25 protein-coding genes are annotated in these 24,840 nt (G+C 70.8%); 13 read left to right on the top strand and 12 right to left on the bottom strand.

The window, feature by feature from the left end; genetic code table 11:
• Window positions 1-24 precede the first annotated feature (24 nt).
• Window positions 25-699, top strand: coding sequence for a biliverdin-producing heme oxygenase (locus J4G33_RS05315; protein WP_208054893.1), 675 nt, complete (start codon window positions 25-27; stop codon window positions 697-699).
• On the opposite strand, the gene J4G33_RS05320 is transcribed toward J4G33_RS05315, so the two are convergent.
• The 4 genes from J4G33_RS05320 to J4G33_RS05335 form a co-directional block, all read right to left on the bottom strand.
• On the bottom strand, window positions 671-2,905 hold the full coding sequence (locus J4G33_RS05320; RefSeq protein WP_208054894.1) for a SpoIIE family protein phosphatase: 2,235 nt from the start codon (window positions 2,903-2,905) through the stop codon (window positions 671-673). The two genes, J4G33_RS05315 and J4G33_RS05320, sit on opposite strands and share 29 nt — an antisense overlap.
• 102 nt (window positions 2,906-3,007) lie before the next feature.
• Window positions 3,008-3,253, bottom strand: a complete 246-nt coding sequence (locus J4G33_RS05325) for a hypothetical protein (protein WP_208054895.1) — start codon at window positions 3,251-3,253, stop codon at window positions 3,008-3,010.
• 72 nt (window positions 3,254-3,325) lie between these two features.
• Entirely contained in the window at window positions 3,326-3,697 is a 372-nt protein-coding gene (locus tag J4G33_RS05330) for a fluoride efflux transporter FluC (RefSeq protein WP_208054896.1), read from the bottom strand.
• On the bottom strand, window positions 3,694-4,167 hold the full coding sequence (locus J4G33_RS05335) for a fluoride efflux transporter FluC (RefSeq protein WP_307793763.1): 474 nt from the start codon (window positions 4,165-4,167) through the stop codon (window positions 3,694-3,696). Before J4G33_RS05335 ends, J4G33_RS05330 begins: the two co-directional genes overlap by 4 nt.
• 157 nt (window positions 4,168-4,324) lie before the next feature.
• Between J4G33_RS05335 and J4G33_RS05340 the strand changes: the two genes are divergently transcribed.
• On the top strand, window positions 4,325-5,902 hold the full coding sequence (locus J4G33_RS05340; RefSeq protein WP_243758630.1) for an aspartate:alanine exchanger family transporter: 1,578 nt from the start codon (window positions 4,325-4,327) through the stop codon (window positions 5,900-5,902).
• A 101-nt stretch (window positions 5,903-6,003) separates the two neighbouring features.
• Here J4G33_RS05340 and J4G33_RS05345 read toward each other — a convergent pair whose 3' ends face one another.
• From J4G33_RS05345 to J4G33_RS05360, 4 genes are all read right to left on the bottom strand, one after another.
• Complete coding sequence (locus tag J4G33_RS05345) at window positions 6,004-6,306, bottom strand: P-II family nitrogen regulator (protein WP_208054898.1); 303 nt, start codon at window positions 6,304-6,306, stop codon at window positions 6,004-6,006.
• Window positions 6,307-6,319: 13 nt separating this feature from the next.
• Window positions 6,320-7,276, bottom strand: coding sequence for a sodium-dependent bicarbonate transport family permease (locus tag J4G33_RS05350; RefSeq protein ID WP_208054899.1), 957 nt, complete (start codon window positions 7,274-7,276; stop codon window positions 6,320-6,322).
• Window positions 7,277-7,350: 74 nt separating this feature from the next.
• Window positions 7,351-7,656, bottom strand: a complete 306-nt coding sequence (locus tag J4G33_RS05355; protein ID WP_243758631.1) for a helix-turn-helix transcriptional regulator — start codon at window positions 7,654-7,656, stop codon at window positions 7,351-7,353.
• A 79-nt stretch (window positions 7,657-7,735) separates the two neighbouring features.
• Window positions 7,736-8,761, bottom strand: coding sequence for a LacI family DNA-binding transcriptional regulator (locus J4G33_RS05360; protein WP_208054900.1), 1,026 nt, complete (start codon window positions 8,759-8,761; stop codon window positions 7,736-7,738).
• Between the two features lie 204 nt (window positions 8,762-8,965).
• Between J4G33_RS05360 and J4G33_RS05365 the strand changes: the two genes are divergently transcribed.
• From J4G33_RS05365 to J4G33_RS05385, 5 genes are all read left to right on the top strand, one after another.
• Window positions 8,966-10,981, top strand: a complete 2,016-nt coding sequence (locus J4G33_RS05365) for a beta-galactosidase (RefSeq protein ID WP_208054901.1) — start codon at window positions 8,966-8,968, stop codon at window positions 10,979-10,981.
• Window positions 10,978-11,889, top strand: a complete 912-nt coding sequence (locus tag J4G33_RS05370; RefSeq protein WP_208054902.1) for a carbohydrate ABC transporter permease — start codon at window positions 10,978-10,980, stop codon at window positions 11,887-11,889. Before J4G33_RS05365 ends, J4G33_RS05370 begins: the two co-directional genes overlap by 4 nt.
• Window positions 11,886-12,809, top strand: coding sequence for a carbohydrate ABC transporter permease (locus J4G33_RS05375; RefSeq protein ID WP_372434997.1), 924 nt, complete (start codon window positions 11,886-11,888; stop codon window positions 12,807-12,809). Before J4G33_RS05370 ends, J4G33_RS05375 begins: the two co-directional genes overlap by 4 nt.
• A gap of 73 nt (window positions 12,810-12,882) precedes the next feature.
• Entirely contained in the window at window positions 12,883-14,220 is a 1,338-nt protein-coding gene (locus J4G33_RS05380; protein ID WP_208054903.1) for an ABC transporter substrate-binding protein, read from the top strand.
• Between the two features lie 167 nt (window positions 14,221-14,387).
• Entirely contained in the window at window positions 14,388-15,401 is a 1,014-nt protein-coding gene (locus tag J4G33_RS05385; protein WP_243758632.1) for a DUF5692 family protein, read from the top strand.
• Window positions 15,402-15,450: 49 nt separating this feature from the next.
• Here J4G33_RS05385 and J4G33_RS05390 read toward each other — a convergent pair whose 3' ends face one another.
• Both J4G33_RS05390 and J4G33_RS05395 read right to left on the bottom strand, forming a co-directional pair.
• Window positions 15,451-16,083, bottom strand: a complete 633-nt coding sequence (locus J4G33_RS05390) for a TetR/AcrR family transcriptional regulator (protein ID WP_208054904.1) — start codon at window positions 16,081-16,083, stop codon at window positions 15,451-15,453.
• 50 nt (window positions 16,084-16,133) lie between these two features.
• On the bottom strand, window positions 16,134-16,691 hold the full coding sequence (locus tag J4G33_RS05395; protein WP_208054905.1) for a CGNR zinc finger domain-containing protein: 558 nt from the start codon (window positions 16,689-16,691) through the stop codon (window positions 16,134-16,136).
• 39 nt (window positions 16,692-16,730) lie between these two features.
• Between J4G33_RS05395 and J4G33_RS05400 the strand changes: the two genes are divergently transcribed.
• Both J4G33_RS05400 and J4G33_RS05405 read left to right on the top strand, forming a co-directional pair.
• On the top strand, window positions 16,731-17,723 hold the full coding sequence (locus tag J4G33_RS05400; protein WP_208054906.1) for an EamA family transporter: 993 nt from the start codon (window positions 16,731-16,733) through the stop codon (window positions 17,721-17,723).
• Between the two features lie 49 nt (window positions 17,724-17,772).
• Window positions 17,773-18,288 (top strand): GNAT family N-acetyltransferase, encoded by a 516-nt coding sequence (locus J4G33_RS05405; protein WP_208054907.1) that lies wholly within the window; start codon window positions 17,773-17,775, stop codon window positions 18,286-18,288.
• A 2-nt stretch (window positions 18,289-18,290) separates the two neighbouring features.
• Here the strand turns inward: J4G33_RS05405 and J4G33_RS05410 are convergent, their stop codons facing one another.
• Window positions 18,291-18,638 (bottom strand): type II toxin-antitoxin system PemK/MazF family toxin, encoded by a 348-nt coding sequence (locus J4G33_RS05410; RefSeq protein ID WP_208054908.1) that lies wholly within the window; start codon window positions 18,636-18,638, stop codon window positions 18,291-18,293.
• A complete protein-coding gene (locus J4G33_RS05415; RefSeq protein ID WP_208054909.1) occupies window positions 18,635-18,886 on the bottom strand; it encodes an antitoxin in 252 nt (83 codons plus the stop codon). Before J4G33_RS05415 ends, J4G33_RS05410 begins: the two co-directional genes overlap by 4 nt.
• Before the next feature lie 41 nt (window positions 18,887-18,927).
• On the opposite strand from J4G33_RS05415, the gene J4G33_RS17730 reads away from it, so the two are divergent.
• The 4 genes from J4G33_RS17730 (at window position 18,928) to J4G33_RS05435 (ending at window position 24,525) form a co-directional block, all read left to right on the top strand.
• Window positions 18,928-21,681, top strand: coding sequence for an RHS repeat-associated core domain-containing protein (locus J4G33_RS17730; protein WP_208054910.1), 2,754 nt, complete (start codon window positions 18,928-18,930; stop codon window positions 21,679-21,681).
• Entirely contained in the window at window positions 21,671-22,387 is a 717-nt protein-coding gene (locus tag J4G33_RS05425; protein ID WP_208054911.1) for a hypothetical protein, read from the top strand. The genes J4G33_RS17730 and J4G33_RS05425 overlap by 11 nt, the downstream gene beginning before the upstream one ends.
• Window positions 22,388-22,570: 183 nt before the next feature.
• The gene (locus tag J4G33_RS05430; RefSeq protein WP_208054912.1) at window positions 22,571-23,410 is read left to right on the top strand and encodes a hypothetical protein; all 840 of its coding nucleotides are present in this window, start codon (window positions 22,571-22,573) and stop codon (window positions 23,408-23,410) included.
• Window positions 23,407-24,525: an RHS repeat-associated core domain-containing protein gene (locus J4G33_RS05435; RefSeq protein ID WP_504740310.1), complete on the top strand. Its 1,119-nt coding sequence runs from the start codon at window positions 23,407-23,409 to the stop codon at window positions 24,523-24,525. Before J4G33_RS05430 ends, J4G33_RS05435 begins: the two co-directional genes overlap by 4 nt.
• Window positions 24,526-24,840: the final 315 nt, after the last annotated feature.

A 24,840-nucleotide genomic window follows, 5' to 3' on the forward strand; every position in this document is an offset into this window, starting at 1 on the left:
CGCCGGGCGTGGTGAGGTGGGTCGGTGACCCTCTCCGTCCTCCTGCGCGAGGCCACCCGCGAGCAGCACGAGCGCGCCGAGAGCATGCCCTTCGTCGGGGACCTCGTCGGCGGGCGGCTCGACGTCGCCGCCTACGCCGACCTCCAGGCCCAGCTGCACCGGGTCTACACCGCCCTCGAGGAGGCCGGCCGCCGCGTCGCGGCCACCGAGGTCGGCGGCGGGATGGTCGTGGACAGCCTGCTGAGGGTGCCGGCCCTCGAGGCCGACCTCGCCCACCTGCTCGGCGCCGGCTGGCGCCACGAGGTCCGCCTGCTCCCCGCCACCGACCGGTACGCGGCCCGCCTCGACGCCCTGACCAGGGACGACGTCGGGCTCTTCGCGGCTCACGCCTACACCCGGTACCTGGGTGACCTCTCGGGCGGGCAGTCGATCCGGGTCGCCGTCGGGCGCGAGTACGGAGTGGCGGAGGAGGGGCTGGGCTTCTACCGGTTCCGGGAGATCCCCAAGCCCAAGCTCTTCAAGGACGAGTACCGGGGCCGTCTGGACGCGCTCCCCCTCGACGAGGCCGCGACCGAGGAGGTCCTGGCCGAGGCACGGACCGCCTTCGACCTCAACACCGACCTCTTCGCCGACCTCGGCGGCGTGCACCGGCCTGTGCTCAGTCCCGCGCTCAGTCCCGTCGCAGCACCACGACCGTGACGTCGTCGTCCCCGGCCGGCGCGCTGGCCACCAGGGCGTCGCACAGGGCCTCAGGTTCCCGCTCGACCCCCTGAGCCCGGGTGAGCAGGCCGTCGAGGCTGGCCATCACGCGGGTGCCGCGCTCCTCGACCAGGCCGTCGGTGAACAGGGCCAGGCACTCCCCGCGCTCGAGCTGCAGCTCGGCCTCCTGGAAGGCGGCGTCGCCCAGCACCTCGACCCCCATCACCGGGCCGCGGGTGCCTTGGACGAAGGCCTCGCCCTCGGCGGTCAGGTGCAGCACCGGCATGTGGCCTGCACGACTGACGCGCACCCGGCCGGTGCGGGGCTCGAGCTCGACCGCGATGACGGTCGCCAGCTCGCCGGGAAGCAGGGTGGCCACGAGCGCCCCCGCCCGGCGCAGCGCCTTGGCCGCACTGCCCTCGTCGATGAGGTAGGCGCGCAGGGCGTGCCGGATCTGGGCCGTGATCGCCGCGACCGCGATGCCGTGGCCGGCCACGTCACCCACCATGAAGACCACGCGGCCGTCGGGCAGGGCTGTGACGTCGTACCAGTCCCCGCCCAGGGCGTCGTGGTTCGAGGGCAGGAACCGCTGAGCCAGGGTGTAGCCCTCGGGAGTCGGCGGGCGCTCGGTCAGGACGATCCGTCGCAGCGCCGAGGCCACGCGCTCCTCCTCGGCCTTGCGTCGCACCAGCAGGTCACCCAGGTCCAGGGCCAGCTGCTCGACCGCGGCCACCTGGGAGGCGGTCCACGGCTCGGAGGTGCCCCGCACCTGCTCGACCCAGGCCGCGAAGGAGTTCCGGGGCGTCAGCCGCAGACCGTCCGGGGTGGCCTCGGTGCCCTTGGCCTCGGGGTCACCGGCCCAGTGAACCTCGCGCAGCACCTCGGGGCGGAACCACATCAGGGCGTCCCGGCTCGCCCCGGCAGCCACGCGCACCGCCAGCACCCCGGCGGCGGTGCCGGCGAGCTGGGCGGGCAGGTCGCTGCCCGGCAGGTCGTGGGCCAGGCGGTGGCTGGCGACGGTGCCGCCGCCCTCGGCCCAGAGCTGCTCGGCGAGGGCCGTGACCTGCTCGGCGTCGGGGGTCTCGCCGAGCAGCCGCAGCTGGCCGTCGAGCCGTACCGCGGCGCCGGTCGCGCCCTCCACCAGGTCGAGCACCCGGTCCTCCGCGGTCAGCGCGAGCAGGGGGGTGCGGGCCTGGGCGGTGAGCTCGCGCTGCAGCTCGGCGGCCGTGGCCGCGATGGTGAGGCTGTCGACGTACCGGGCCTCGTCCTCCTTGCCCTGGAGCAGCAGCGAGGCGGTACGCCCCAGGAACTCGGCCGAGGACCGCGCCGCGACGCCCGGGTAGTGCGGTCCGTCCACCTGGTGGCAGGCGACCAGCCCCCACAGGCGCCCGTGCACGATGAGGGACACCGACATCGAGGCGCGCACCCCCATGTTCGCCAGGTACTCCAGGTGCACGGGGGAGACGCTGCGCAGGGCCGAGCCCGACAGGTCCAGCGGTCGTCCCGTGGTGGGGGCGTCGGTGGGCAGCAACGGGCTCGGGGTGTACGTCGCGTCGGGGATCGACCGCAGCCACTGGTGGGTGTACAGCTCGCGAGCCTGGGCGGGGATGTCCGACGCGGGGAAGTGCAGACCCAGGTAGGGGTCGAGGTCCTCACGGGCCTCCTCAGCAACCACCTCGCCGTTCCAGTCGGCGTCGAAGCGGTAGACCATCACCCGGTCGAAGCCCGTGACGGCGCGCACCTCCCGGGCCACGATCTCGGCGAGCTCGGCCTGGTCCCGAGCTCCCTGCAAGGACCGTAGGGCGACGCGGGCCCGGCGCGGCCGGTCGGCCTGGGCGTCCCGCACCAGCTCGAGCTCGAGCACCAGCAGCTCGTCAGCCAGGTGCACCAGCACGTCGTAGGTCTGGGTCCGGCCCCCGGGCACGGCGAGGGTCACGCGGCGCGGCTCGAGGGCGTCGTCGCTCAACGGCAGGGCAGGAACCGTCTCCGGCCCGACGACGTCGCGCACGTCCCGCCCGAGCAGCTCCTCAGCCGTCGCGCCGAGGTGCTCGGCGACGTTCACCGAAGCCACGCGGATGGCCAGGGTCGAGGGCTCGACGGCGAGGAGCACGCCGTGCGGCTGGATCGAGCCCGGGATGCGGATCGGCTCGTCGGCGCAGTCGATCGTGGGCAGGGCGTCGGCGGGGCTGGTGTCGGTCGAGCTCATGCGTCCTCGTCATCCGTCCGTCAGGTCAGGACGCCGCACGACGACGGGGCCCACGCCGCGATCCTCCCCCGCGCAGGGCCCGCTCTCCACCGGAAGGGCAGCTCAGCCGGTCCCTGCGCTCGGCGCACGACCCCGACCTTGCGCGAGGCCCTGAGCCAGGGTGCTGATCAGCGCGGCGGCGTCCTCGGCGGTCAGGCGAACGGTGCCCACGCAGCGACCGAAGCGCCACGTGCTCAGCACGACCACGTCGCCCTCGTCGTGCCAGGTGACCTGCAGGGCGCGGTGCTGCCCACGGACGTCCGGCAGCGAGGCAGCTCCCGGTACCGGCAGGGCGATGACGTCTCCCATGGCACACCTCCTGGTCCGTCCACTGTGCTCCGGTGGGGGCAGGGTGTCCAGGGGTCCCGGGCGGGGCCAGGCTCAGGCCATGAGCCAGAGCGCCGCGACCCCCGCGGCTGCCGCGGCGAGGCTCGCCAGCAGGGAGACCAGCAGGTTCGCGACGGCGCGGCGACGTTCACCCGTCTGGAGCAGCCGCACGGTCTCGACCATCGCTGTCGAGAAGGTCGTGTACCCGCCGCAGAACCCCACGGCGAGCACCAGGTAGACGGTGGGGTCGAGGTCGTGGAACAGCAGCCCGCCGGTGAGGAGCCCGATCAGGGCCGAGCCGCTCACGTTGATCGCCGTCGTCGCGACCGGGAACACGTGGGTCCACCGGCCGCGCACCAGACCGTCCAGGACGAAGCGCGTGGCCGCGCCCAGCCCACCGAGGAGGGCGACGAGGAGCAGGGTCACCGGACCGCCCCCGGGCCGTCGACGGTCGGCCCTGCTCCCGGCGCAGGGGAGGTCGGGTGGTCTGCCCCCGCCCGCCGAGCGGCCAGGGTGACCCCCGCGAAGCAGGCCGCGAGGCCCAGGACCACGGTCGCCGTCGCGTACGCGGCTGCGATCACGAACGCGCCGTCGGTCAGCAGCCGTTCGAGCTCGAGGGCCAGGCTTGAGTAGGTCGTGAACCCGCCCAGGGCTCCCGTCCCGAGCCCGAGCCGCACGGATCGACCGCGCGGGCTCTCGGCCCCTCGGCGCACCAGCGTCTCGAGGAGCAGGCCCAGCAGGAAGGCCCCCACCAGGTTCTCGAGGAACGTCGCCGTGGGCCAGGCCCCCTCGGTGTGGGGAAGGGACGTGCTGAGGAGGAACCGGGCCGTCGTGCCCACCATGCCGCCCACGGCGACCAGGGCCACGAGCCGTGGGTCGAGGTGCGGACGGCTCACCCGGCACCCTGCCCGTGCCATCGCGCCGGTCCGGCGGCTGCCGAGGAGCTCATGCCCCCAGCCTGCCCCCAGCGGGTCGAGGGTTGCCTGCACGGTCGAGGAGGGCGGCTCGGGCCGCTGGCGCCCGCGACCGCCTGTCCCGCCGTACGGTCAGGGCATGAGCCCCGTGGTGGATGTCCTGGCCGGGTCGCCGCTGCTGACCATCTTCCTCGTCGTGGCCTTCGGCACGGCCCTGGGTGCGGTGCCCTTCGGCCCGGTGCGCTTCGGGGCGGCGGGGGCGCTGTTCGTCGGCCTGGCCGTCGGCGCCGTGGACGAGCGGCTCGGGGAGGGGCTCGAGCTGGTGCAGACCCTGGGCCTCGCGCTCTTCGTCTACACGGTGGGCCTGGCCGCGGGCAGCACCTTCTTCCGGGACCTGCGGCGTCAGCTCCCGCTCATGGGCCTCGGGGTCGCGGTGCTGCTCGTGGTCGCAGCGACGACGGCGATGCTCGGCAACGTCCTCGGCCTGGGTGGTCCGCTCCAGGCCGGGGCCTTCACCGGGGCACTGACCTCGACCCCGGCCCTCGCCGCCGCGCAGACCGCGGCGGACAGCTCCGAGCCGGCCGTCGGCTACTCGTTGGCCTACCCGGTCGGTGTCACGGTCGCGATCCTCGTGGTCGCCGCGACGGTCCGGCGTCGGTGGCCAGCCGGGAAGGACCCCGAGCCCGCAGCGGGGGTCGGCCTCGACGCGGCCACGGCCGAGGTCGAGCGCCCCACCGCCCTCGACGAGGTGCCTGGCTACCGAGAGCAGAAGGTCCGGATGTCCTACCTCGCCCGGGACGGGCGCATGCGGGTGGTCGACGAGGGTGAGGAGCTGCGCCCGGGGGACCAGGTCGTCGTCGTCGGTCCGGGGGAGGAGGTCGACGCCGCGATCGCTCACCTCGGCCACCGGGTGGAGGCCCACCTCGCGCACGACCGCACCGTCGTGGACCACCAGCGCTTCGTCGTCTCGGACCGTCGCGTGGCCGGGCGCACCGTCGCCGAGCTCGACATCCCCGGCCGGTTCGACGGCGTGGTGACGCGGGTGCGCCGGGGCGACCTGGACCTGCTCGCGCGGGACGAGCTCACCCTCGAGCTCGGGGACCGGGTGCTCGCCGTCGTGCCCCGCGACCGGCTCGAGGAGGTCACCCGGTTCTTCGGGGACTCCGAGCGGCGCGTCTCGGAGATCGACGCCGTCACCGCGGGGATCGGCCTCGCGGTGGGCCTGGCCGTCGGGCTCGTGACCCTGCCGCTGCCGGGCGGGATCGCCTTCGCGCTGGGCTCGGCCGCCGGGCCGTTGCTCGTCGGGATGGTGCTCGGGCACGTCGAGCGCACCGGGCCGCTCGTGTGGGGGATGCCGCAGGCGGCGAACCTGACGATCCGGCAGATCGGGCTGCTGCTCTTCCTCGCCGCCGTCGGGCTCTCCTCGGGGCAGGCGTTCGCGAGCGAGGCCTTCACCGGGACAGGGCTGCGGGTGGTCGTGCTGGCGCTCGCGGTGGTGGGGCTGGCCTGCGGGCTGTTCGTGGCCGGGGCGCGGTGGCTCGGGGTGAGCGCACCTCGCGCCTCGGGCGCGCTCGCGGGCTTGGTGGGGCAGCCGGCGATCCTCGCCTACGCGAGCTCGCGGGTGGTCGACGAGCGCGTCGAGGCCGGGTACGCGGCGCTGTTCGCCCTGGGGATCATCGTCAAGATCCTGCTGGTGCAGGTGCTCGTCGGGGGGTGAGGGGCGAGGCTCGGGCCGCGCGGTGCGGAGAGGGCCGGGGTCACTCGAGTCGCGGGTCGGCGCCGCCTGGGTCGCTCGCCGTGGTCCCGGGGTGGTCGTCGTCAGAGGAACTTGTCGCCCCGGACCACCTGCGCGGGGGTCACCCAGGCCACGACGGCGAACCGGGGGAAGTACTCCTGGGACAGCATCGCCAGCACCCGGTCGGCGGCGGTGGTCGACAGCAACGTCTCGATGCGGACGTTGGCCCCCTCCCAGTCGCTGGCGTCGATGTGGCTGGTGCCTCTGCCTTGGCCGGAGGTGACGGTCCAGCCGCGGACGCCGGCGGTCTCGAGGTCACGGAGCAGGCGCGCCTCGACGACGGCTTCGGCGACGATCGTCAGGCACGCGACGGGCACGGTGCGCATGCTGGTGAGCCTTTCAGCCGAGCGCTCGGGCGAGCGCGAAGTACAACGGGATACCCAGGACGAGGTTGAAGGGGAACGTCACCCCGAGGCTCGTGGTCAGGTAGTAGGCGGGGTTGGCCTGGGGCAGTGCGAGTCGGACGGCGGCCGGCGCGGCGATGTAGGACGCGCTGCCTGTGAGGACTCCCAGCAGTCCAGCCCCTCCCGGTGACAGGCCGACGGCAGTGCCCACCAGCACTCCCAGGGAGCCGTTGACCACCGGGATCACGACGGCGGCCACGACCAGGCCCGGGCCGGCGGCTGGGACGTCGCGGAGCCGGCGCCCTGCCAGGACGCCGAGATCGAGCAGGAAGAGCACGAGCACGCCGGGGAACAGGGTGACGAACAGGGGGGCCACGGTGTCGTAGGAGGACGGCGTGGCGAGGGCGCCGATCGCGAGGCCTCCGGTGAGCAGCATGATGCTGCGGCCGGTGAGCACCTCGCGGACGGCCTCTGCCCGACCCGCACCGGCGGCCGCGGCAGCCCCGCCGGCCAGCAGCAGTCCGACGAGGATCCCGGGCACCTCCAGCACCGCCAGCAGGGTGGCCGCGTAGGGCTCGTACGCGTCGCCCCTGCTGTCCAGGAGGGCGACGGCTGCGGTGAAGGTCACCAGGGACGTCGAGCCGTAGTGGGCCGTGACGGCGGCCCGGTCGACGGGGCTCAGCCGGGTGAGGGCTCGTAGCACCACCCAGGCGAGCATCGGCGTGACGATGCCGAGCGCCACGGCGGCGAGCACCGGCAGTGCTACCTCTCCGACCCCAGCCTGTCGCAACCCGGCGCCGCCCTTGAGGCCGATCGCCAGCAGGAGGTAGGACGACAGCGCCGTGTGGACGGCGTCCGGCAGACGGACGTCGCTGCGCAGCAGTGCTGCGAGGACGCCCAGGAGGAAGGCGAGGACGGCAGGTGAGGTGACGGTGTCGAGGGCGGCCTGCACGGACGCGCCTCAGCTCCGCGGGAGGAGGAAGGAGTGCATATATGAACTGTACTACGCGTAACGCGCTACGTGTATCAGCCCGGGCTGTCGTCCAGCGCATCGAGGACGTCCTCCACCGCCTGGCCCTGGTCCAGAGGGTGGCGCAACGGACCCCCCAGGACGAGGTACTCGTTCCGGCGTCCTACCCGGGTGCGTCGGACGTATCCCGCGCTCTCGAGGTCACCCAGGATGAGCTGGACGGCGCGTTCGGTGATCCCGACGGCTGCCGAGATGTCCTGCAGTCGCGCGTGCGGGTCCCGTCGCACGACGAGGAGCACGTGGGCGTGGTTGGTGAGGAAGGTCCACCCGCCTGCTGCCATGCCCTCACCCTTCCCCACCATGGCGACAGCGTAGAACGACCCGTACCCGCCAGAGTGCCGTCGTGACGCGATCGGGCCCGCCCTGCACGGCGTCCCTTCGTCAGGTCGACTCCCGCACCACCACGTGGGTCTCGAGCAGCCCACCCGCGGGCTCGTCGGTCGCCGTCCCGCGCAGCTGGGCCAGCACCGACGCCGCGGCCGCCTCGCCGAGCTGGCGGGCAGGCTGGTGCACGGTGGTGAGCAGGGGCTGGCAGCGCAGGGCCCACGAGCTGTCGTCGAAGCCCACCACGCCGACGTCCTCGGGAACCCTGCGGCCCGCGGCCCGCAACGCGTCGAGCGCCCCTGCGGCGATCGCGTCCGACGCCGCGAACACGCCGTCGACCTCGGGCTCGCGCTCGAGCAGCTCGATCATGCCGGTGCGGCCGGCGGTGTACTCGTAGAGCTGGTTCTCGACGACGAGCCGACGGTCGAAGGCCGGGCCCAGGGCGTCCCGGAAGCCGGCGAGGCGGTCGGCCCCGGAGTCGCGGTCCAGCGCGGCAGCGATCATCCCGACCCGCCGCCGCCCGGTGCCGACCAGGTGCTCGGTGATCGCGCGGGCCGCTCCCTTGTTGTCGATGCCGACCCATGGCACGCGGGAGGTCGCGGGCGGTCGGCCGACGAGGGTCGCGGGGATGCTCAGCCGCGCGATGGTGGTGAGCAGGGTGTCGTCCTGCCGCGCCGAGACGACGACGGCGCCGTCGACGAACCCGCCGCTGAGGTAGCGGGCCACGCGCCGGCTGTCCCGCTCGGAGTCGATGACCAGGCTCACCATCTGGTGGTCCGAGCCGGAGAGCACCCGGTTGGCCCCCAGCAGGATCGCCCCGATGTTCGGGTCCTCGAGGAAGAGCTCGTGGGGCTCGTGGACGATGAAGCCGATGGCCTGGGAGCGGCGGGTCGCCAGGTTGCGGGCGGCGGAGTTGGGCACGTAGCCGACCCGGGCGACCGCCCGTTCGATGGCCTCACGGGCCTGGGCCGAGACGTAGGGCTCACCGTTGAGCACGCGCGAGACGGTCCCCCGCGAGACGCCGGCCTCGAGCGCGACGTCGCGGATCGTGGCGCGACGGGGTCGCGGCCCGGCCGTGGACATGCCGGGATCGTATCGCCCATGAGCGTGGAGAACGCTCGCCGCAGCGCCGCTCGAGGACGAGAGTGTTGACACCGAGAGAAACCCGTACTTAATCTGTGCCCGGTCACAGAGCACACACCTCGTGTCGGTTTGATCCTTCTGTGAACGGTCACAGAAACCCCTGGGACATCGCGGTTCCCGAGGGCTCACGAGCAAGGGAGCACGATGAGCAGCGCAGTCCCCGACGTCCCCGCGCGGCACTGGCCCGCGGACGGGCTCGTGCTCGGGTGCGACTACAACCCTGAGCAGTGGGACCCGCAGGTCTGGCGCGAGGACATGGTCCTCATGCAGCAGGCCGGCGTCTCGCTCGTCGCCGTCAACGTCTTCGGCTGGGCCGACGTCGAGCCGCGGCCGGGGGAGTACGACTTCTCCCGCCTGGACGAGGTGCTCGACCTGCTCCACGAGCACGGCATCAGCGCCAACCTCGGCACCGGCACCTCCTCCCCGCCCCCGTGGTTGAGCACTCGGCACCCCGAGATCCTGCCGGTCATGGCCGACGGGACCACCCGCTGGCCCGGGGGTCGCCAGGCCTGGTGCCCCAGTTCGGAGGTGTTCCGCAGCTACGCCCTGGGCCTGGTCGAGCAGGTCGCCCAGCGCTACGCCGCCCACCCCGCCGTCGCCCTGTGGCACGTGTCCAACGAGCTCGGCTGCCACAACGCGCTCTGCTACTGCGACGCCTCGGCCGCGGCCTTCCGCGGGTGGCTCGAGAAGCGCTACACCGACGTCGACGCCCTCAACACGGCGTGGGGCACCAGCTTCTGGAGCCAGCGGTACTCCTCCTTCGCCGAGGTGCTCCCGCCCCGGCTCACGGTCTCGACCCTCAACCCGGGCCAGGCGCTCGACTACCAGCGGTTCAGCTCCGACGAGCTGCTCGACCACTACCTCGCCGAGGCCGAGGTGCTCCGCCGGCACAGCACGGTGCCCGTCACCACCAACTTCATGGTCACCGCGCACCGGCGGGACGTGGACTACTGGTCCTGGGCCCCGCACATGGACGTCATCGCGAACGACCACTACCTCGACCACCGCCTGGCCGACCCGACCGCCGAGCTCGCCTTCGCGGCCGACGCGACCCGTGGCCTGGCCCAGGGTGGCCCCTGGATCCTCATGGAGCACTCGACCAGCGCCGTGAACTGGCAGCCGGTCAACGTGGCCAAGCGGCCGGGCGAGATGCTGCGCAACTCCCTGGGCCACCTGGCCCGCGGGGCCGACGGGCTGTGCTTCTTCCAGTGGCGGGCCTCGGTCCAGGGAGCCGAGAAGTTCCACTCCGCCCTGCTGCCCCACACCGGCACCGAGAGCCGCACCTGGCGCGAGGTCCTCGAGCTGGGCCGCACCCTCACCGCGCTGCAGGAGGTCGCGGGCAGCCGCGTCGAGGCCGACGTCGCCCTGCTGTTCAGCTGGGAGACCTGGTGGGCCGCCGACGCCGAGAACCGCCCCTCGACCGAGGTCGAGTACCTGGACCAGGTGCACCGCGCCTACCTCGCGCTGCGGGCCCAGGGGCTCACGGTCGACGTGCTGCCCCCCGGCGCCGACCTGACCGGCTACCGCATGGTCGTGGTGCCCGAGCTCTACCTGGTGCGGGACGAGCACGCGGCGCAGATCGAGGCCTTCGTGGCCGCGGGTGGGCACGCAGCCGTGACCTTCTTCAGCGGCGTGGTCGACGAGCAGGACCGGGTGCGCCTGGGCGGCTACCCCGGGGCCTTCCGCGACCTGCTGGGCGTGGTGACCGAGGAGTTCCACCCCTTGCAGGCCCACGAGCAGGTTCGACTCGAGGACGGCGGCACGGCGCGGTTGTGGACCGAGGACCTTCGTGCCGTCACGGCCCAGGTCATCACCCGCTACGCCGACGGCCCGCTGCCCGGCGTCCCGGCCGTGACCCGCAACGAGCACGGCGCCGGGGTCGCCTGGTACGTGGCCACCGCCCTGGACGCCGAGCCCGCGGCCGCGCTGCTGGGCCGGGTGGCTCGTGAGGCCGGGGCGAGGTCGCTTCCCGGGGCCGGCGCCGAGGTCGAGGTGGTGCGCCGCCGGGGCGCCGAGCACAGCTACCTGTTCGTCATCAACCACGGGGGCGGCGAGGTCGAGCTCCCCGTGGCCGGGTTCGAGCTCACCCAGGCGGTCCGTACCGAGGCCCTGCGGGTGCCGGCCGGTGCGGTCCGTGTGATCAGGGAGGAGGCGTCATGAGCACGACAGTCCTGGACGTCCAGGCGCGCAACCGCGCCAGGGTCAAAGTGCCGCACAAGAAGGCGATCGCGATCTTCGTGGCGCCCTTCGCCACGCTGTTCACGCTCTTCTACCTGATCCCGATCGGGTACGCGGTGTGGCAGTCCATGCTCGTCATCGAGCGCGAGGGCACCTACGGCGAGCCCCGCGAGGTCTTCGGCGGTCTCAGCCAGTACGCGCAGGTCATGGACAGCGGGCCCTTCTGGGAGTCGGTGGGCCGGGTGCTGCTCTTCGGCGTCGTGCAGGTGCCGGTCATGCTGGGCCTGGCGCTGCTCTTCGCGCTGCTCCTCGACTCGCCTCTGGTCAAGGGACGGCGGTTCTTCCGCCTGGCGTTCTTCGCCCCCTACGCGGTGCCCGGGGTGATCGCGGCGATCATGTGGGGCTTCCTCTACTCGCCCAACCTGTCGCCCTTCAAGCCGCTGACCCAGGAGGTCGGGTTCCTCTCGGCGGACCTCGTCCTGTGGTCCATGGCCAACGTCGTGACCTGGGTCTACGTCGGCTACAACATGCTGATCATCTACTCCTCGCTGCTCGCGATCCCCACCGAGATCTACGAGGCCGCGCGGCTCGACGGCGCCTCCCAGGCGCGCATCGCCTGGGCGATCAAGATCCCCCTGGTCATGCCGGCGATCATCCTCACCGCGATCTTCTCGATCATCGGCACCCTGCAGCTGCTCGCCGAGCCCCAGGTGTTCCGCACCTTCACCTCGGCCGTGAGCAGCACCTTCACCCCGAACCTGCTGGTCTACACGACCTCCTCGGTGCCCAACGTGAGCCTTGCGGCCGCCTACTCGGTGGTCCTCGCGCTCGCCACGTTCATCCTGTCCTTCACCTTCCTCAAGGTGACCCAGCGGAAGGCGTTCCAGTGAGCACCACGACGGCAGCCGTCCCGCCGTCGGCCCGCGCCAGGGCCCGGACCACGGGGCGCAAGGGGAACGGCCGCAACGGACCGCGCGAGGGGTTCCTGCCGCGGACCGCCGCGATGCTCGTCATGGGTGTCTTCACGGTCTACTTCCTCACCCCCATCTGGTGGCTGCTGGTCGCCTCGACCAAGAGCCGCGGGGACCTGACCACCACCAACGCGCTGTGGTTCTCCGACATCCAGCTCGGGGAGAACATCGCGGCGGTGGCCTCCTACGGGGGCGGGGTGCTGCCCCGGTGGCTCCTCAACAGCGTGCTCTACGCCGGGGTCGGTGCCCTCGTGGCGACCGTCCTGGCGGGGATGTGCGGCTACGCCCTGGCCAAGTACGTGTTCCCGGGCCGTGAGCTCGTGTTCAACGTGGTGCTCGGCGGCGTGCTGGTGCCGGCCACGGCCCTGGCCCTGCCGCTGTTCCTGCTGTTCAGCCAGGTCAGCGCGACCAACACGTTCTGGTCGGTCTTCCTGCCGAGCATCGTGAGCCCGTTCGGGGTGTACCTCGCCCGGATCTTCGCGGCCTCGGCGGTCCCCGAGGAGCTGCTCGAGGCCGCACGGCTCGACGGCTCGGGGGAGGTCCGGACGTTCTTCACCGTCTCGGTGCGGCTCATGTTCCCCGCGCTGGTCACGGTGTTCCTGTTCCAGTTCGTCGCGATCTGGAACAACTTCTTCCTGCCGCTGATCATGCTGCGGGACGAGTCCCTGTTCCCGGTGACCCTCGGTCTCTACACCTGGAACACCCAGGTCAACCAGGTCCCCGAGCTGCGGCTGTACGTGCTCACCGGCGCGCTCCTGTCGATCGTGCCGCTGATCATCGTCTTCCTCCTGCTGCAGCGGTTCTGGCGTACGGGCCTCGGCTCGGGCGCCCTCAAGTAGCCACCCCCAGCACCACCCCCCAGCAACCCCCCACACCATCTCCATCACCGACCCACCGGAAGAAGGATCAAGGATGCGCATCACCACACGAGCGGTCAGCGTCGCCCTGCTCGCCCCGTTGGCCCTGGCCGCCTGCTCGAGCAGCGACCCGGGCGACGGGGGCGAGGGCGGCAGCACCGACGCCGGCGCCTGCCAGCCCGCCGACGGCCCCGTCGAGCTGGACTTCACCTCCTGGATCCCGGGCATCGAGGGCGTCGTCGACGTCTGGAACGAGGAGAACCCCGACATCCAGGTGTCGGTGCAGACCGGGCCCAACGGCAACGGCGGCACCTACCAGAACTTCTTCAACCAGCTCGAGGCCGGCAACGCCCCTGACCTCGGCCAGATCGAGTACGACGCCCTGCCCAACTTCCGCGTGCAGGACGGGCTCGAGAACATCGGCGTCTGCGAGGACGTCGCTGCGGCGCAGGACCAGTTCGTCGACTGGACCTGGGCCCAGGCCTCCCTCGGTGAGGAGGGCGCACTGTACGGCGTCCCGCAGGACACCGGCCCCATGGCCATGTTCTACCGCTCGGACCTCTTCGAGGAGAACGGCATCGAGGTGCCGACCACCTGGGACGAGTTCGCCACGGCGGCCGAGCAGGTCCGGGAGACCGGCGGGTACATCACGAACTTCTCCCAGGCGGACATCAACCAGTTCGCGGGCTTCGTGTGGCAGGCCAACGGCAGCTGGTTCACCAACGACGGCGAGGCGTGGACGGTCGACCTGGACAGCGCCGAGTCGACCGAGGTCGCGGCGTACTGGGACGACCTGATCGAGCGTGACCTGGTCTCGACCTACCCGGGCTGGACCACCGAGTGGGACAACGCCTACAACTCGGGCGAGGTGTGGACCTGGAACTCGGCCGTGTGGGGCGCCAACTCGATCGCGACCGGGGCCCCGGACACCGCGGGCAACTGGTCGGTCGCGCCGTCGCCGCAGTGGAGCGAGGGTGAGCAGAGCGCAGGCAACTGGGGCGGGTCGACCATCGCCGTCCTCAAGGGCTCGGAGCACCTGTACGAGGCCAGCCAGTTCGCGCTGTGGCTCAACACCTCCGAGGAGGCGCTGACCATGCTCAACGAGGAGGCCAACCTCTACCCGGCCACGACCGCGGGTCTCGAGCTCCCGGTGCTGTCCGAGGGTGTCGAGTTCTACGGTGACCAGGCCATCTACGACGTCTTCGCCGAGGCCAGCGGCCAGGTCTCCGCGGACTTCGTGTGGGGCCCGACGATGACGCAGGTCTACAACGACGTCTCGGACGGCTTCGCCGGCGCGATCTCGGGCAGCGGGACCCTTCCCGACGCCCTCACGGCGGCCGAGTCCTCGACCGTGTCGGCCCTCGAGGCGCAGGCGATCCCTGTGGCTGAGTGATCCTCGACCCTGCTGGACGGACGGCCCCTCGCACCTGCTGCGGGGGGCCGTCCGTGGTCTCACCCCCCTAGGACCTCCGACCCGTCCCGCCCCGCGGCAAGATTTGTACTGTTGAGTACACAAAGCCACGCTGAGGTGGCTCCTTGCCCCCGAAGGAGTGCGGAACGATGTTCCTGTTCGAGTCCATCCCCTGGTACTCAGCCCTCATGTGGGTCGTGGTCGTGGCGGTCCTCATCGGCCTGAGCGAGCTGACCCGCGTGAGCAAGAAGGCCGGGATCGCGCTGTTCGTCGTCCTGCCGATCGTGCTGACGATCTTCGTGTGGCCGCACACCGCCACCGGGGGGTCGGCCACCGGCAGCTGGTTCCACTGGGTCAAGGTGTACTCGGCCCTGGCCGGCTGCCTCGGCTTCATGGCCCTGCGCTACATCCCGCGGTTCGCCAAGAACCGCTACTGGCTCATGTTCCCGGCGGCGATCCTGGCCATCAACATCCTCGAGGCCGTGATCCGCGACTTCGAGGTGTACGGCCTCCAGGGCATGCACGACGGCGTGATGATGGTCGGCGGGCCGTGGAACATCATGAACGGGGTCGCGGGGATCCTGAACATCCTCACGATCTGCGGTTGGGCGGGCATCTACATCGCCCAGAGCCGCCGCGGGGCCCGCACCATGATCTGGCCGGACATGCTCTGGTTCTGGATCATCGCCTACGACCTGTGGAACTTCGCCTACGTCTACAACGCCGTCGGTGACCACGCCTTCTACGCGGGTGCCGCGCTGCTCGTCTCCTGCACCATCCCGGCCTTCTTCATCACCAAGGGCTCGTGGCTGCAGCACCGGGCCCAGACCCTGGCCTTCTGGATGATGTTCACCATGGCGGTGCCGGCCTTCGTCGGCAGCTCGACCTTCGCGGTGCAGTCCACCCACGACCCCCGCGCGCTGTTCACCCTGAGCGCGCTGGCCCTCGTGGCGAACGTCGCGGTCGTCGTCTACCAGGTGCGGCGCATCGTGGTGCGGCGCAAGAACCCGCTGACCGATGAGCTCTTCACCGACCTCGCCGCCTACCAGCGCGTGCTGCGCGACAACCCGCCGATGGTCGAGGAGGCCGACGCCGGCGCTGGGTCCGGCAGCACGGGCGGCTCCCCGCGCGGTGCCGACCGAGGGCCGGTCCCGGTGGCCTGAGCGCCGCGGCCGACGGCGGGTTGCGGGCCGCGCGCTGTAGGCCGGGCCCTCAGCCCGCGGGCTCGAGCACCGAGCGCACGCTCCCCATCACCACGCCGGTGATGTCCGGGAGCGTGCGCTCGGGTTGGAAGGTCCGCCACTCGAGCCCGGCGATCAGCGTCGCCCCGAACACCGCCGGCCCGACGACGGAGACGTCCGCGGCGGGGTTGGCCTGCGCGATGACCTCCCGGAACACCGAGACGATGCGCTCGCGCACCGGCTCGAGGGACTCCTGCCAGGTGCGGCCCATGCGGAACAGCTCGGCCGCTAGGAGCTGGGTGCCCGCAGGGTTGTCCCGCACCTCGACCAGCAGGGCCGAGACCACGGCCTCGAGGGCCGCTGCACCGGTGCGACCGTCGGGGGCCGCGGCGAGGGTCGCGCTGAAGCGATCCATGGTGTGGGCGATGAGCGCCTCGAAGAGTCGCTCCTTGGAGCCGAAGTTGTTGTAGATGCTGCCCTTGGCCACGCCGGCGAGCTCGGCGACGGCGTCCAGCGACGTGCCCGCGTAGCCCCGGTCGGCCATGACCTGGGCCGCCGCCTGGAGGATCTGCTGACTGGTCGCTGCGCGCCGGGCCGCGAAGCCGTCGGCGTGGGGGACGACGGGCTCGGGGGGCGTCGTCGTGCGGGGTGGAGGGGTGGGCACGCAGGCACAGTAGCCCGGGCCTGGGGACTACCGGTCGTCGAGACCGGGGCCTACCGGTCCTGGGCCGGCTGGGTCTGCTGGGACTGGCGGGCCCGGTAGGCCGCGGCGGCGTTGCGGTTGCCGCAGGTGACGCTGCAGTACCGGCGCGAGCGGTTGCGGGACAGGTCGAGCACGATGCCCTCGCAGTCGGCGTCGGCGCACAGGCCGAGGCGGGAGAGCTCGTCGGCGCGGATCAGGTCGATCATCGCCATCGCGGTCTCGACGACGATGCGGGTGGCGAGGGGCTCGTCGTCGTCGACAGCGTGGATGTGCCAGTCGAAGTCGTCGTGACGGACGAGGCGTGGGGTCGCGCGGGCTGTCGAGAGCATCGTGTTGACCTGGGCGGCGGCGGCCTCGGCGTCGCTGGTCAGCAGGTGGCGCAGGGCCGGGCGCAGGGCCCGGACCTCCGCGAGCTCGGCGGCGTCGTGGTCGTGACGGCCCGTGTAGAGGTACTCGGTGAAGAAGGCGTCGAGCTCGGCGACGGTGGTCATGGTGTCCGGCGGCTCGGCGCTGTTGGCCAGGACGACGGCGGCCTGCAGGGCGAGCTCGGTCTCATGAGCAAAAAGCATGTTGACACATTACTCGACGCGGCTCTAGCGTCACGACCCATGACGACTGTGGCCCCTGACGTGACCTCCTCCGGCCCGGTGAGCGCACCGCCCTCGCGCCTCGCCGCGGGGCTGGGCTTCGCCGTCGCCTCCGCTGCGGCCTTCGGCATGTCCGGGGCGTGGGCGCGAGGGCTGCTGGACACCGGGTGGAGCCCCGGGGCAGTGGTGCTGGTGCGGGTCGGGCTCGCGGCCCTCGTCGTCGTGCCCTTCGGGCTGATCGCCCTGCGGGGGCGGTGGTCGCTGCTGCGCCGCAACACCGGGCTGATCGTCATGTACGGGGTGCTCGCGGTCGCAGGAGCGCAGTTCTGCTACTTCTCGGCCGTGCAGTACATGCAGGTCGGGCCCGCGCTGCTGATCGAGTACACCTCGCCAGCCGCGGTGGTCGTGTGGATGTGGCTGCGGCACCACCAGCGACCCAGCCTGATGACGCTGGTCGGGGCCGGCCTCGCGGCCCTGGGCCTGGTCCTCGTGCTCGACCTCATCACCGGCGCCGCCCTCAACCCGGTGGGCGTGCTGTGGGCCCTGGGTGCCATGGTCGGGGCGACGGCCTACTTCATCATCTCGGCCGACGAGGGCAACGGCCTTCCGCCCCTGACCCTCGCCGCGGGCGGGCTCGTGGTCGGCAGCGTGGTCCTCGGGCTGCTCGGCCTGGTCGGCGTGCTCCCCATGACGGCCTCGACCGCCCCCGCCGTCTACGACGGCCGCACCGTCGAGTGGTGGGTGCCGCTGGTGGTGCTGGGCATCGTCACCGCAGCGATCGCTTACACCACGGGCATCGCAGCCGGACGACGCCTCGGGTCCCGGCTCACCTCCTTCGTGGCCCTGCTCGAGGTGGTCGCCGCGATCGGCTTCGCGTGGGTGCTGCTCGGCGAGCTGCCGCGCACCATCCAGCTGCTCGGCGGCCTGCTGATCATGGCCGGGGTCGTGGTGGTCAAGCTCGGTGAGCCCAAGGCCGTGCGGGCGCCCGAGCCGGTCGCCGGGGCGGTGCTCTGACCGGGCTGGCTATGCTCCTCGCGACGACGAGGGGGCGCTGAGGGGGCACGTGGACCTGGTGCTGAGACGGTTCGCGACAAGGGACGCCTCGGCATTGACCGCCCTGCTGCACCGGGCGTACGCCGAGCTCGGGGAGCGTGGCCTGAACTTCACGGCCGTCGACCAGGACGAGGCCACGACCCTCGCCCGCGCGTCCGCCGGTCAGACGTGGGTGGTCGAGGACGAGGCAGGGCTCTTCGGGAGCCTGACGATGTCGATGCCGCCGGGTGGTGAGCTGCAGGGTCTCTGTGCGGAGGCGCGGCGACCGGGCCGCGCCTGGCTCAACCAGCTGGCCGTCGACCCGTCACGGCGCGGGACGGGCGTGGCCTCGCGGCTGTGGGCCCAGGGTCGAGCCTGGGCTCAGGAGGCCGGGGCGACGCACGTCGGGCTCGACACCGCGGAGCCGGCGACGCACCTGGTTGAGCTGTACCGGGGGTGGGGGTTCGCCGAGGTCGAGCGGATCTGCTGGCCGGGCAAGCGGTATGCGAGTGCGGTGATGGTGCGGGACCTGCCTGCGCAGCCCTGACGTCAGGGTAGGTCGAGCCAGATCTTGATCCGCGCGTCGAGGTCCACCAAGAGGTCGGCTGGGACGGAGCCCACCCGTTCGACGAGTCTCCCGACGTCGACAGAACGCAGCTGTTCGGCCTGCGCCTTGGAGTCCTCGCGCAGTCCTGTGCGCCCTGCGGGCAGCAGCAGCTGGAAGGCGTAGACGCGGGACATGGCGGTGGTGACGGGGACGACAGGAATGACGCCGCGGCCCGCAGCCATCGCGCGATGAGCGGTCCCCGGACGCCCGACGACGACCGCTGGGCGAGTCTTGCTGGCCTCCGAGCCGATCACCGGATCGAGGTTGACCCGCCAGATCTCACCCCTCACGGCGCGGCCACGCCAGGCTGCGCTCCGCGCGTGAGACCGTCGCCGGCCGTGGCGTCCCACAGTGCCCCGTCTTCGGAGTCGTCCCACTCGTCCATGGCGGCGTCGTAGTCGTCCATGACGAGCTGCTCGCGAAGCGCACGCACGGCCTCCTGCACCGCGCCGGACATGCCCTTGACGTCAGGGTGGGCCTGGAGGAACGCGCGCAGGGTCGCGACGTCGTCCTCCGCGAGGCTGACCGAGAGCTTCATACCGGCGATGCTACTCCTGGTCATACCCGAAGTCTCGCAATGTGCATGACGACAGCTACAAGCCTCTGAGCAGCACGGTGAGCCTGCCTGCCGTCGGTGATCTGGCGTCGCTCGAGTCCCGTTCCTTCACGACCAAGTACGAGTACACCGCGGACGGTCAGGTTGCTGCGGTGACGCTGCCGAAGGTGACCGAGGCGGGGTCTGCGGGTGGGGCGACGGTTCTGGGCCAGGAGAAGGTCACGACCTACTTCGACTCTGCGTCGATGCCGCGGTGGATGGGTGGTGGGTTCGGCTGGGGCACGCTTGTCGCGGAGTCGCGGTACACCGCCTACGGCCAGCCGCTGCTCATGGACATGGGGAACAGCTACGGCGCCGTCGTCTCTTACCAGTACGACGACGTGACCAACCGCCTCACCCATGTCGCGCTCAAGCGCGAGCAGGTGGTGGGCACCGACCTGGCGGTCTCCTACGGGTATGACGCGGCCGGCAATGTCACGAGCGTGAAGGACAAGCCCACCAACGCCGTCCTGGCAGGGCCGCAGTTCGAGGACAACCAGTGCTTCGGGTACGACGGTCTGCGGCGGCTGACTTCGGCGTGGACGGCTGCGGACGCGGCGAACTGCGGGATGGCGCAGGGTCAGGTCCGTCCAGAGCACGTGGGTGGTGCTGCGCCGTACTGGACCCAGTACGAGTACGACCCGCTGGGAAACCGCACGCGCCTGGTGGAGCACGCGACCGATGGCACCGCCGAGGTGACCACCACGGCGTACGAGTACGGCGCGGGAAAGGCGGGCCCGCATGCGCTCACGTCGACCTCGACCGTGGGGCCGGACGGCAGCGAGTCGGCGACCTATGCGTACGACGCCGCCGGGAACCAAGTGAACCGTGACCTGCCGGATGTGCCTCTGCAGCTCCTCGGTTGGGACGCGGAGGGCGAGCTCGCGCAGGTAGACACCTCGGGCCCCGGCACGGAGGGGGAGAACACCCTCGAGGACGGCGAGGCGCGGTTCGTGTACGACGCGAACGGTGACCGCCTGGCCCGGAGTGACAACGGCGGCACGACCGTCTACCTGCCTGGGGGGCAGGAGTTCCATGTGGACCCGACCGGTGGTGTGTCGGCGACCAGGTACTACTCCTTCGCAGGCCAGACCGTCGCGATGCGCACCGACCGTGGGCTGGGTGGCGTGACCTCGTTGGTCAACGACCCGCATGCCACGCCGCTTGCCGCGGTGCCGAACACGGTGTGGACGGCCCAGAGCGTGACCCGTCTGTACACCGATCCGTTCGGGGCTACGCGCGGTGCCTCGACGCCGGACTCTGTGGCTGGCGACCGGCAGTTCCTGGGCAAGACTCGAGACAACGCCACGGGCCTGACGATGTTGGGCGCGCGCTACTACGACGAGCTGGTGGGGCGCTTCATCTCGGTGGACCCGCAGCTGGACCCGGGCACACCGGCTCAGTTCAACGCCTACGTGTACTCGGGCAACAACCCGTTGACCTGGAGTGACCCCTCTGGGCTGTCGTGGCTGAAGAGCGCGTGGAACTCGACAAAGAAGTTCGTCAAGAAGCACCAGAGCGAGATCGTCGGTTTTGTCGCCGGCGGCGTGACCTTCGCCGGGTGCATGGCGGTGACAGCCGGTGCGGGCTCGATCGGTTGTGCCGTCGCCGCGGGTGCGGTGGGTGGCGCAGCGTCGAACCTGTGGAAGTCGAAGGTGCAGAAGACGCAACCGTTCTCGTGGAGGTCCCTGGCGCGAGACACCGTCTTCGGCGCGGCGGCAGGCGCGGTCGGTGGCGCGGCGGGTGCCGTGGGTGGGACCGTCCTTCGATACACCGCCCCGACGGCCTATGGCGCGGCCTCGGCCGTGGCCTCGGCGGTGCGAGCGGTCGCGCCGAACGCAAGCGGTGCCGTGGCCGCGACCGCGCGGACCGCCGCAGCGAACGCGCGGTCGGCAGCGTCCAGCGTGCAGTCGGCTGCGCAACGCCTGAGGCCCTCCACGAACTCGCGACCAGCGGTGTCGGCTCGGTCCGGATGCTCGTTCGCGGGAATGACGGGGGTGCTGCTCGCTGATGGGTCCTCGAAGCCGATCGGTGAGCTGGAGCCGGGGGACCGGGTTCAGGCTGCAGACCCGGAGACCGGCGAGGTCGGGGCCAGGGATGTGGAGGCGGTGCACGTCCATGACGACGTGATGGTGTCGCTGGTGATCGACGGTCGTGTGGCGCGTACGACGGAGGATCACCCGTTCTGGTCGGTGACTGATCAGCAGTTCGAGCGGGCTGATCACCTTGAGCCCGGTGAGCAGGTCCTGACGGCGACCGGTGAGGTTGCCACGGTGGATGGGGTGGACACCAGTGATGTGGTGTTCGCCCCGGCTTACACGCTGACAGTGGCTGACCTGCACACCTATCATGTGCTGACCGGGCAACCCGCAACAGCAGAACCCCAGCGTGGCCCGCCCGGCGCGGCGCAGGCCGTGCTAGTCCACAACTGCGGGACGGCTGGGAGCCCTCCAGCGAACTTGTCACCGCCGGGGTCGGGCAGGCACGGTGCGTTCGGTCAGGCGAAGCGGGATAGCGGGATCCCAGTAGGGCAGCAGCCCGCGAGAGTGGGCCCGAATGTCGACCGCAGAGGCCAGGTTCAACCCGGCCGCACCTATGAGTTCGAGGTCCCTGGCCCGGCAGGTCCGAGGCGTATTAGTATCCGCGACGATGCAGGAGGTCATGCCTATCCCGACAATCCTGTCCAGAATCGGGGACCTCACTTCAACACCGAAGACGGAGGGCAATATGACTACTAGCGTCGAGTGGCAGCCTGGTGTCTTCCGTCGAACCTCGGACTGGCCGATCTTCGCCGAGGCACATCAGCGCGCGGCGGCCTACGGGCTTGAAGATGCAGGTGTTCTGACGATTTCAACGCAGGTCGGTACCAACCTCGATCTGGACCGAGCCGCGGTGCAGGCCACGCGACGGATGCTGAACTTCGTGTCACCTGAAAGGAGTCTGGGCACGGGGAGTCTCGGGCTTTTCGTGGCTGACTCGGCTTGGCAGCCAAGCGTTACCCGTGCAGAGTACGCGGACGGTTTGGCGCTTGTGCGCACTTTACTTCCGGACGTGCCACGGAAATCAGTTCTCAGCCATCACCTGAGTCGCGACGGAGAAAAAGTGAAGCGTTCCCATGTCGTCTCCCTGGACCCAAGCGATACGCTCGAGCTCGCGACAGTGCTACGTCGCTCGCGTACTGCATTTCTGCTAATTGCCGACTCGGCCGCGGAGTTTCCTCCTGCGGGCGATATTTTCGACTGGTCCTTCGGGTGTTCGGGGCAATGCTCCCAGGTCTCTTGGGGTGGTGTAATTCCTGAGCTTCTGGTCAGGTCAGTTATGCCCGTCTTCATTAGCGGCAGTTTCGACGATCCTGCCGCCGTCATCGACGTGTTCGCGACGTCGAAGCCCGGCTGCGCCGAACCGGCCCGGCAATCCGACTCCGGTCTGCCCCACCTTTCGTAGAGTTGGCGCCTTGGACTCTCGGGCCACTTGACCCTTGTGGGGTTCTTCGCAGATGAGGGTGTAGTGAGGGGCGGCTTGGCGGTGCTGGGGTAGGGGCCGAGGTCTCCCGGCAGCGCGAGTTCCTGCGGCTGGGGCACGCTTGTCGCGGAGTCGCGGTACACCGCCTACGGCCAGCCGTTGCTCATGGACGTCGGGAACGGCTACGGCGCCGTCGTCTCTTACCAGTACGACGACGTGACCAACCGCCTCACCCATGTCGCGCTCAAGCGCGAGCAGGTGGTGGGCACCGGCCTGGCGGTCTGCTATGGGTACGACGCCGTGGGGAACGTCACGAGCGTGAAGGACAAGCCCACCAACGCCGTCCTGGCAGGGGCGCAGTTCGAGGACAACCAGTGCTTCGGGTACGACGGTCTGCGGCGGCTGACTTCGGCGTGGACGGCTGCGGACGCGGCGAACTGCGGGATGGCGCAGAGCCAGGTCCGTCCTGAGCACGTGGGTGGTGCTGCTCCGTACTGGACCCAGTACGAGTACGACCCGTTGGGAAACCGCACACGCCTGGTGGAGCACGCGACTGATGGCACCACGGGGGCGACCACCACGGCGTACGAGTACGGCACCGGAACGGCCGGCCCGCACGCGTTGCCCTCGACCTCGAGCGTGGGCCCCGACGGCAGCGAGTCGGCGACGTACACCTACGACGGCGCCGGGAATCAGGTCAGGCGTGACCTGCCGGACGTGCCCTTGCAGTTGCTGGGTTGGGACGCGGAGGGGGAACTGCCCAGGTCGACATCCCTGACGGGGGTACGGAGGGGGAGGACTCTCTCGAGGATGGTCGCGCGAGGTTCGTTTACGACGCGAACGGCGACCGGCTCGCCAGGACGGACAGCGGTGGGACGACGGTCTACCTGCCGGGCGGCCAGGAGCTGCACGTCGATCCGACCGGTGGTGTCTCGGCGACCAGGTACTACTCCTTCGCGGGCCAGACGGTCGCGGTCCGCACCGACCGCGGTCTGGGCGGAGTGACCTCTCTGGTCAACGATCATCACGGCACACCGCTGGCAGCGGTGCCGAACACGGTGTGGACCGCCCAGAGCGTGACGCGGATGTACACCGACCCGTACGGCGGGGCGCGCGGTGAGTCGACGACTGAGTCGGTTCCTGGGGATCGGCAGTTCCTGGGCAAGGTCCGGGACAACGTCACAGGACTGACCCTGCTGGGGGCGCGGTACTACGACGAAGCCGTCGGACGTTTCATCTCGGTGGACCCCGTCGTTGATCTGAGCCAGCCCCAGCAGTGGCACGGGTACTCCTACGCCAACAACAACCCGCTCACGCTGACAGATCCCACCGGGTACCTCCCGGGATCCGCGATGATCGACGGCCAGTTCGGTGCGGTGTGGAAGAAGTACTCCACCAAGAAGTCGTCTGCGGGCGGTGCGCCCGCTGCGAAGGCCAGCAGTGGACCCATCACGGTGGGCAAGCCCGCACGCACGACCGTCAACTCCATAGCAATCAAGTACAACGCCGGTGACTACGCTGGAGTCATCAGGGATTGGACCCCGGCGGTCCAGAGGGAACTAGCCAACGACCCGAACGTGCAGGTCGCCTGGACGTTGTACGACGACGCCCTCTCGCACGAGAAGATCTGTAGCGAGCAGGACTGCGCACCGCCGTGCCGCGAACTCAGCTGCGAGCTCGAGGGTCTCGCGACGGCGCTAGCCACCGCACTCGGAGGGCAAGCCGGCGCCCTGGCCGCGCGAGGGATCGCCAGCGCCGTCGGCAGAGCCGCTGCCGCGTCGCGTCTGAGGAGCGCAACTGGCGCAACTGGTGGCACTGCAGTGAGTAGTAGCGTTGACGATCTACTGATGCCAGGCGGATCGCCGATTGGACGAGCTGGCACGGACGCTAGCATCCGCGTCGTTGCGGGCGGGCTCCCTGAGGCGCAAGCCGCATTCGCGCAATTGAGACAAGGGGGGGTCGTCGTGGCCCAAAACCAAAAACTGACTCGTGTCGAGTTGCCCGAGGGTGGATTCGTGCAGTTGCGGACCATTATGTCGCCAAAGAGCCCGAACACGGCGGCAACAATCGACGTCGACATCCCGGGCGTTGATATCAGGAAAGTGAAGTTCAATCCATGACGCCGTCCGAGGCGGCGGTCGTCGCAGCGGTTCGGGACGTGATCTGTCGTGAACTCGACGATGACTACGTTGGGCTGTGGGTGGTCCGGTGGCATACAAGGCGCGCCCTTGAGGGAGCTGATGACGAGCAGGTACGGAGGGTGGCAAGAGCCGTTCTGGAGAGTCTCGTCGGGTCCGCCGTACGGCTCGGGACCCTCGACGAGCGCTCCGGTTCATTTACTGCCTGGCCAATACAAGGCGGAGTCGAGCGGGCTCTTCAGGAGTGGAATGCTCTGGGTCGCGACCCGACTATTGGAGAGATCGCGTGGCTAGCCC

The sequence above is a fragment of the Actinotalea soli genome, assembly GCF_017565425.1.
Lineage (GTDB): Bacteria > Actinomycetota > Actinomycetes > Actinomycetales > Cellulomonadaceae > Actinotalea > Actinotalea soli.

What these genes read in the sequence shown, in the direction of transcription:
- J4G33_RS05320 (WP_208054894.1), bottom strand. Translation starts at nt 2,905, where the DNA reads ATGAGCTCGACCGACACCAGCCCCGCCGACGCCCTGCCCACGATCGAC.
- J4G33_RS05325 (WP_208054895.1), bottom strand. Translation starts at nt 3,253, where the DNA reads ATGGGAGACGTCATCGCCCTGCCGGTACCGGGAGCTGCCTCGCTGCCG.
- J4G33_RS05340 (WP_243758630.1), top strand. Translation starts at nt 4,325, where the DNA reads ATGAGCCCCGTGGTGGATGTCCTGGCCGGGTCGCCGCTGCTGACCATC.
- J4G33_RS05345 (WP_208054898.1), bottom strand. Translation starts at nt 6,306, where the DNA reads ATGCGCACCGTGCCCGTCGCGTGCCTGACGATCGTCGCCGAAGCCGTC.
- J4G33_RS05355 (WP_243758631.1), bottom strand. Translation starts at nt 7,656, where the DNA reads ATGGTGGGGAAGGGTGAGGGCATGGCAGCAGGCGGGTGGACCTTCCTC.
- J4G33_RS05360 (WP_208054900.1), bottom strand. Translation starts at nt 8,761, where the DNA reads ATGTCCACGGCCGGGCCGCGACCCCGTCGCGCCACGATCCGCGACGTC.
- J4G33_RS05365 (WP_208054901.1), top strand. Translation starts at nt 8,966, where the DNA reads ATGAGCAGCGCAGTCCCCGACGTCCCCGCGCGGCACTGGCCCGCGGAC.
- J4G33_RS05370 (WP_208054902.1), top strand. Translation starts at nt 10,978, where the DNA reads ATGAGCACGACAGTCCTGGACGTCCAGGCGCGCAACCGCGCCAGGGTC.
- J4G33_RS05380 (WP_208054903.1), top strand. Translation starts at nt 12,883, where the DNA reads ATGCGCATCACCACACGAGCGGTCAGCGTCGCCCTGCTCGCCCCGTTG.
- J4G33_RS05385 (WP_243758632.1), top strand. Translation starts at nt 14,388, where the DNA reads ATGTTCCTGTTCGAGTCCATCCCCTGGTACTCAGCCCTCATGTGGGTC.
- J4G33_RS05395 (WP_208054905.1), bottom strand. Translation starts at nt 16,691, where the DNA reads ATGCTTTTTGCTCATGAGACCGAGCTCGCCCTGCAGGCCGCCGTCGTC.
- J4G33_RS05400 (WP_208054906.1), top strand. Translation starts at nt 16,731, where the DNA reads ATGACGACTGTGGCCCCTGACGTGACCTCCTCCGGCCCGGTGAGCGCA.
- J4G33_RS05415 (WP_208054909.1), bottom strand. Translation starts at nt 18,886, where the DNA reads ATGAAGCTCTCGGTCAGCCTCGCGGAGGACGACGTCGCGACCCTGCGC.
- J4G33_RS05425 (WP_208054911.1), top strand. Translation starts at nt 21,671, where the DNA reads ATGACTACTAGCGTCGAGTGGCAGCCTGGTGTCTTCCGTCGAACCTCG.
- J4G33_RS05430 (WP_208054912.1), top strand. Translation starts at nt 22,571, where the DNA reads ATGGACGTCGGGAACGGCTACGGCGCCGTCGTCTCTTACCAGTACGAC.